This window comes from Vibrio marinisediminis (assembly GCF_014050145.1).
Lineage (GTDB): Bacteria > Pseudomonadota > Gammaproteobacteria > Enterobacterales > Vibrionaceae > Vibrio > Vibrio marinisediminis.
The window spans coordinates 1-265 of sequence record NZ_JACFYF010000278.1; the positions used below are offsets into that span (position 1 = coordinate 1).

The following is a 265-nucleotide window of genomic DNA, read 5'->3' on the forward strand; positions in this document are numbered from 1 at the left end:
TGGCGGGCAGCGTCTGGGGACTGGCCTTCGCTCCGCAGGACTATCAGCAGGGCAACAGCTCCCGCATCATCTACGTACATGTCCCGGCGGCCTTTCTGGCCCAGTCGATCTTCGTCAGCATGGCGGTGGCGGGGCTGATCTTCATGGTCTGGAAGATCAAGGTCGCCGACATGGCGGCGGCGATGATGGCGCCGCTGGGCGCCGCCATGACCTTTATCGCGCTGTTCTCCGGGGCGGTGTGGGGCGTGCCCACCTGGGGGACCTG

1 protein-coding gene is annotated in these 265 nt (G+C 66.4%); it reads left to right on the forward strand.

The genetic code is table 11. The features are described from left to right. The coding region (ccsA, locus tag H2O73_RS21185) for a cytochrome c biogenesis protein (RefSeq protein WP_182110817.1) at nucleotides 1-265 on the forward strand (265 nt) is incomplete at both ends.